Genomic DNA, 4,931 nt, shown 5'->3' with positions numbered 1-4,931 from the left:
AACGCAAGTGCGTCGGTCCTCAATCCGACGAATGGCCATCGGCGCGATTCAGAGGCCGTGGCCGATCGGGTAGAGCGTGCCCGTGCCGTCGGCCCGCGGGATGCTGACCGGGAGCTTGCCGGTCGGGTCGATCTCGCCGAAGATCGCCTTGGCCAGCGACTCCAGCGAGGCCGCCGTGTAGCCGTAGGTGGCCAGGTAGGTCGGTGCCTCCGGGAAGTACGCGATGTCGTACGGGTTGCGCACGCCCGCCACGACGACCGGCTTGCCCGTCGCCAGCAGGGCCCTGACCAGCGCGTGCTGGCCGGTCGAGGCCGCGGCCGCGTTCATCGTCGAGACCACGATCAGGTCCTGCTGCGCGGCGGTGGCGGCGACCTCGGCGATGGTCGCCGCGGTCGGTGCGGTCCCGGTCTCGCGCACGGTCACCGTCGCGCCCCGGCGGCCGATCGCCGCACCCAGCGTGCTCGTGGTGGTCACGCCCCAGCCGGTGACCAGGACGTTGCGCGGCCCGGCGGGCACCGGCAGCAGCCCGGCATCGTTCTTCACCAGCGTGGTGGTGTGGTCGGTGATGGCCTGCTCGGCGGCCCGGTGGGCGGGCCTGCCGACGACGCGCTCGGCCCGGTCGGGGCTGACGAAGGCCGTCAGCCACAGGTTGCGCTCGAGCTTGAGCCGCAGGATGCGCTCGACCGACGCGTCGAGGCGTTGCCGCGAGATCCGGCCGGACTCGACCGCGTTCAGCACCGCCACGTACGCGACGTCCATCTGCGGCGCCAGCACCAGCTGGTCGGCGCCCGCCTCGAAGGCCGCGACCGGCGCGACGTCCGGCGGGTACGTGCCGGTGGCCCCGCCCATGTCCAGCGCGTCGGTGACGATCAGGCCGTCGTAGCCGAGCTCCTCGCGCAGCAGACCGGTGAGGATCGGCCGCGACATGGTGGCCGGGGCGCCGCTCGGGTCGACCGAGCGCAGCACCACGTGCGCGGTCATGATCGTGTCGACGCCCTCGCGGATGGCGGCCCGGAACGGCGGCAGGTCGATCGCCTCGAGCTCGGCCCGGGTGTGCGTGACCTCGGGCAGGCCGAAGTGGCTGTCGGTCGCGGTGTCGCCGTGGCCCGGGAAGTGCTTGGCCACGGTCGCCACCCCGCCGGCGTGGTAGCCGCGCACCTGGGCCGCGACCATCCTCGACACCAGGGCCGGGTCGGCGCCGGCGGAGCGTACGCCGATCACGGGGTTGGCGGGGTTGACGTTGACGTCGGCGACCGGCGCATAGTCCTGGTTGATCCCGACCGACGCCAGCTCGGTGCCGATCACCTTGGCGGACTGGCGCGCGTCCGCCGTGGACCGGGTGGCGCCGAGCGCCATGTTGCCGGGCATCGCGGTGGCCGGCGCGGTGAGGCGGTAGACGACCGCGCCGCCCTCCTGGTCGGTGGAGATCAGCAGCGGCACGTGGGCGCCGGTGCGCAGAGCCGTCGCCTGCAGCCCGTTGGACAGCGTGGCGATCTGCCGGGGGTTCTGCACGTTGTCCGGCCCGCGCCGCGCGTCGAAGTAGATCACGCCACCCGGCTGGTACTTGTCGATCACCTCGGCCGGGGTGTTCACGCCGTAGAGCGCCTGATTGCGGGCGGCCGCGGCGGGGGTGACGCTGCGCGCGTCCTGCCCGTAGACCTCGACCACGAACAGCTGCCCGACCTTGTCGCGCACCGACATGTGCCGCAGCATCAAGGTGACCGGATCGACGGTCGCCGAAGCGGGCGTCGCGGCGGCGGCGAGCATCAGCCCGGCCACGGTCAGGGTGACGACGAGTCTCCTCAGCACGGCAACCTCCCCATCGAGTTCTTTCACCATACGACCGTCCGGGTGCCACCGCCGCCCCGTCGTGCGACACTCGTTTCTGCTGGCCGGATCCGTGATCGGCGAAAGCAGCAATTCATCAGCACCGGAAAGTGACGGATTGCTCAGCTTCAATCTTGATCGCCGGTCATCAATGCTCCTAATGTCCCCTTCAGGTAGCCGGCGTGAGACCCGCCCGGCTGCCTGGGCGCAGGGTCCGTCGGCTTCGACCATCCCCGTTTACCGTTCCGACGTGCTTCTGACCCTTCACCATGGCTCGTTCTGTTCGTGGGTCGTCCTGAAGGAGACAGCATCAGCATGTCCAAACGTCCACACTGGAGACGTCTCGCCAGGTCATTGGTGTGCGCCGGCACGGCTGCCGTCGTCACCGTTGGCCTCGTGGCGGCCGGCTCGCCGGCGCAGGCCACACCTGCCAAGGCAGCGGTCAAAGCCGACAAGATCAAGCCCGCGCTCGCCACAGCGCTGCAGGCCAAGCCGGAGGCGGATTTCTGGATCCACTTCGGGGCCAGGGCGGACCTGAGCAAGGCCAGCGCCATCAAGGACTGGAGCAAGCGCGGCACCGCGGTCGCGGCCGCGCTCAAGAAGTCCGCCTCGGCCAGCCAGGCCGGCGTCGTCGCGCAGCTCAACAGCTCGAAGACCAAGTACAAGACGTTCTGGGCCACCAACGCCATCAAGGTGTTCGGCGGATCGGCGGCGACGGTGCAGGCCCTCGCGGCCCGCCCCGAGGTCGCCGGCCTCTACCCCACGGTGAAGTACGAGGTTCCGAAGGTCACCGAGGGCTCGACCGAGAAGACCATCAACGCCCTCGAGTGGGGCATCTCGAACATCAACGCCGATGACGTCTGGTCGCAGTACGGCGTCAAGGGCGAGGGCATCGTGGTGGCGAACATCGACACCGGTGTCCAGTTCGACCACCCGGCGCTGGTGTCCAAGTACCGCGGCAACAACGGTGACGGCACCTTCGACCACAACTACAACTGGTTCGACGCCGCCGGCGCCTGCAGCGGCTCGCCGTGTGACAACGACGAGCACGGCACGCACACCATGGGCACCATGGTCGGCGAGGACGGCGCGAACCAGATCGGCGTCGCACCCGGCGTCAAGTGGATCGCCGCCAACGGCTGCTGCCCGTCCGACGAGGCGCTGATCACCTCCGGTCAATGGATGCTCGAGCCGACCGACCTGTCGGGCCAGAACCCCGACGCCGGCAAGCGGCCGAACATCATCAACAACTCGTGGGGCACCACGGCGCCGTCGAACGAGCCGTTCATGGAGGACGTGACGAACGCCTGGACCGCGTCCGGGATCTTCGGCATGTGGTCCAACGGCAACAGCGGCCCGAGCTGCGCCACCAGCGGTTCGCCGGGCAGCCTGGTCAGCAACTTCTCGTCGGGCGCCTACGACATCAACAACAACATCGGGAGCTTCTCGGCGCGTGGCGCCGGGCAGAACGGCGAGATCAAGCCGAACCTGTCGGCGCCGGGCGTGAACGTGCGCTCCAGCATCCCGGGCAACGGCTACGGGAGCTTCAACGGCACGTCGATGGCGTCACCGCACGTCGCCGGCGCGGTCGCGCTGCTCTGGTCGGCCGCACCCGCCCTGGTCGGTGAGGTCGCGGAAACCCGCCAGCTGCTGGAGGACACCGCGATCGACAAGGCCGACGCACAGTGCGGCGGCACCGCCGACGACAACAACGTGTACGGCGAGGGCCGGCTGGACGCCCTGGCCCTGCTGAACGGCGCGCCGATCGGCGACAACGGCACGCTGGCCGGCACGGTCAAGGACGAGGCGACCGGCGCCCCCATCGCCAACGCCACCGTCACGATCACCGGCTCGGTGTCGCGTTCCGTCAAGACCGGCGCCGACGGCGCCTTCTCCACCCGCCTGCCGGTGGGCGACTACCAGGTCGCCGTCACCGCCTTCGGGTACGTGGGCGAGACGGTCACCGTGACGATCACCAAGGACCAGACCACCACGCTCAACGTCACGCTGGCCGCCGCGCCGAGCGTCACGGTCAGCGGCGTGGTCACCGACGGCTCGGGACACGGCTGGCCGCTCTACACCAAGGTCAGCGTCGAGGGCGCCTCGGGCGTCTCCGACTACACCAACCCGGCCAACGGCCGCTACAGCTTCTCGCTGCCGGCCGGCGCCACCTACACCCTGAAGTACGAGACGCAGTACCCGGGCTACGAGGTCGTCACCAAGGAGACCGTCGTCGGCAACGCCAACCTGGTGCAGAACGTGGCCGTGCCGGTGGACACCGACGCGTGCTCGGCCGCTCCGGGCTACGAGTACGGCTCGGACGGCATCTACGAGACCTTCGACACCGAGTCGACCCCGGCGGGCTGGACCGTCGTGGACAACGCCGGTGAGGGCCAGAGCTGGGTCTTCGACGATCCCGGTGCCCGCGGCAACCTGACCGGCGGCACGGGCAACTTCGCCATCCTGGACAGCGACGCGTACGGCGGCGGCTTCGTCCAGGACGGCTCGCTGGTCAGCCCGAAGGTGGACCTGTCCGACGTCACCGCTCCGGTGATCCGCTTCAACCAGGACTTCAACGCCCTGGGTGACGACATCGCGGACGTCGACCTGAGCATCGACGGCGGCGCCACCTGGTCGACCGTGCTCTCGCAGCCGGAGGACGTCCGCGGCCCGACGGTCACCGAGATTCCGATCCCGCAGGCCGCCGGCAAGACCGACGTGCAGGTCCGCTTCCACTTCTACCAGGCCGAGTTCGCCTGGTGGTGGCAGGTCGACAACGTCCTGGTGGGCAGCGAGGTCGCCTGCAAGCCGACCAACGGCGGTCTCGTCGTGGGTCACGTCAAGGACAAGGAGTCCGACGGCTACATCAACGGCGCGACGGTCACCAGTGTCGACGCTCCGGCGGAGAAGGCCGTGACCACCGCGACGCCGGACGACGCCGGCATCCCGGACGGCTTCTACTGGCTGTTCTCGTCCAAGACGGGCGCGCACCCCTTCACGGCGACCGCGTCCAACTACGGGTCGCAGACCAAGACGGTCGACGTCGAGCCGGACTGGGCGACGCAGGCCAACTTCGAGCTCGGCGCGGGCCGGCTGACCGTGGC

Annotated in this window: 2 protein-coding genes; one reads left to right on the top strand and one right to left on the bottom strand. The window is 70.0% G+C overall.

Translation table 11 applies throughout. From position 1 onward, the window contains the following. Positions 1 to 48: 48 nt before the first annotated feature. Complete coding sequence (locus AB0M20_RS27370) at positions 49 to 1,809, bottom strand: glycoside hydrolase family 3 protein (protein ID WP_364302944.1); 1,761 nt, start codon at positions 1,807 to 1,809, stop codon at positions 49 to 51. Between the two features lie 414 nt (positions 1,810 to 2,223). Here AB0M20_RS27370 and AB0M20_RS27365 point away from each other — a divergent pair. Further along, on the top strand, positions 2,224 to 4,931 hold a 2,708-nt coding region (locus tag AB0M20_RS27365; protein ID WP_364302943.1), incomplete at its 3' end, for a S8 family serine peptidase.

It is taken from the genome of Actinoplanes sp. NPDC051633 (assembly GCF_040681735.1).
GTDB lineage: Bacteria > Actinomycetota > Actinomycetes > Mycobacteriales > Micromonosporaceae > Actinoplanes.
This window is presented reverse-complemented; position numbering and strand designations above follow the sequence as displayed.